Raw genomic sequence first — 1891 nt, 5'->3', positions numbered from 1 at the left:
ATCGCGGTGGCCGTGTTCGACACCACCGGCCAGCCGGTGCTGACCGCGACCTCGCTGGTACTGCGGCCAGTGACCACCGACCAACTGGGCACCGGAATACCGGACGCGGCGCAGTCACTGTTCGAGGTGCAATGGATGCCGCTACCAGGCGCGCAGCCCGACACCATGCCGGTGGCTACCGAACCCGTCTGGGGACGGCACGGGCAGGTTGATGGTGAGCTGCCCACGCTCGTGGTGGCCGAGCTACCGGCTACGGGCGATCTACCGGCTACGGGCGATGCTGTCGGCGTTGTCGAGGCCACACACGCGGCGAGCACGCTGGTGTTGGGTTGGGTCCAGGAATGGCTGGCCGATGCGGCCACGGACGGTTCCCGCCTGGTGGTGATCACCCGCGGCGCTACCGATGGCAGTGACCTGGCCGCGGCCGCGGTCTGGGGCCTGGTCCGCTCCGCGCAGTCCGAACACCCCCACCGATTCATCCTGCTCGACCTCGACGATGACGACCACGGCAACGACAACGAACTGGGCAGGATCCTCACGGCGGTGCTCGACAGCGGCGAACCGGAGATCGCGGTACGCGCTGGTGAACTGTATGCCCGTCGGTTGACCCGAGCCGGTACTGGCCGGCTGCCCCTGCCTGGCCCTGACGGGTTGCCGGCGGGGTTGGATTCGCGTGGCACGGTGGTGATCACTGGCGGGACTGGGGTGTTGGGTGGGTTGGTGGCCCGGCATCTGGTCGCCACGCACGGGGTCAGGCATTTGTTGTTGTTGTCCCGGCAGGGCCCGGCCGCGGCGGGAGCGACGGAGCTGGTCGCTGATCTGACCGAGCTGGGTGCGCGGGTGCGGGTGGCGGCGTGTGACGTCGCTGACCGGAATGCCCTGGCTGAGGTGTTGGCGGCGGTGCCGGCCGAGCATCCGCTGGTCGGGGTGGTGCACACCGCCGCAGTGCTCGATGACGGGGTGATTGAGGCGTTGACGCCGCAGCGGCTGCAGACGGTACTGCGGGCCAAGGCCGACGCGGCGTGGTGGCTACACGAACTGACCCAGGATTCGGATCTCGCGTTGTTCGTGGTGTATTCCTCGGCAGCGGCCACGCTCGGGTCACCGGGGCAGGGCAACTACGCCGCGGCGAACGCCGTCCTGGACGCCCTGGCGCTACGGCGACAGAGCGCGGGTCTGGTCGGACAGTCACTGGCGTGGGGACTGTGGGCCCAGCAGTCGACGATGACTGGGCATCTCGACGAGGTCGACCTGGACCGGATGCGACGCAACGGCATCCTTCCCATGTCCTCCGAAGAAGGCCTGGCATTGTTCGACGCGGCAGTACGCACCAACCAGCCGCAACTCGTGCCGATCCGGGTGGACCTGGCCGCGCTACGTCGAGCCGGCGCCGATGGCGTGCCGCCGCTGTGGCGGACGTTGGCCGGCGGCTTCGCCCGCCGGGCGGCGACCACAACTGATACGCCGGTGGATCTGGCCGCCAGGCTGGCCACTATGGGAGTCGAGGAACGCCAGCGGACAGTCCTGGAACTGGTACGGACACAGGCCGCCGTCGTACTCGGCCATCCCGACCCCGCGACGATTGATCCGGACAGCGCGTTCCGCGAACTCGGCTTCGACTCGTTGACCGCGGTGGAGCTGCGTAACCGGCTGGCGACCGCGACCGGGCTGTCGTTGCCGGCCACGCTGGTCTTCGACTACCCCAGTGCGGAGGTGTTGACCGACCATCTGACGGACCTGCTGCTTGGCAAGAACGCTGCCGTGGCCGTCGCGCCGGTGGCGGTCGGTGCGGGTGGCGATGAGCCGGTGGCGATTGTGGGGATGGGGTGTCGGTATCCGGGTGGGGTTGGTGACCCGGACGGGTTTTGGCAGTTGCTGCTCGAGGGTGTTG

1 protein-coding gene is annotated in these 1891 nt (G+C 69.0%); it reads left to right on the top strand.

Features of this window, described 5'->3' with window-relative positions; genetic code table 11:
- Nucleotides 1-12: 12 nt before the first annotated feature.
- The coding region (locus AB0883_RS30740) for a type I polyketide synthase (RefSeq protein ID WP_366644766.1) at nucleotides 13-1891 on the top strand (1879 nt) is incomplete at its 3' end.

This window comes from Micromonospora sp. NPDC047812, from assembly GCF_040704175.1.
Taxonomy (GTDB): Bacteria; Actinomycetota; Actinomycetes; order Mycobacteriales; family Micromonosporaceae; genus Micromonospora.
This window is presented reverse-complemented; position numbering and strand designations above follow the sequence as displayed.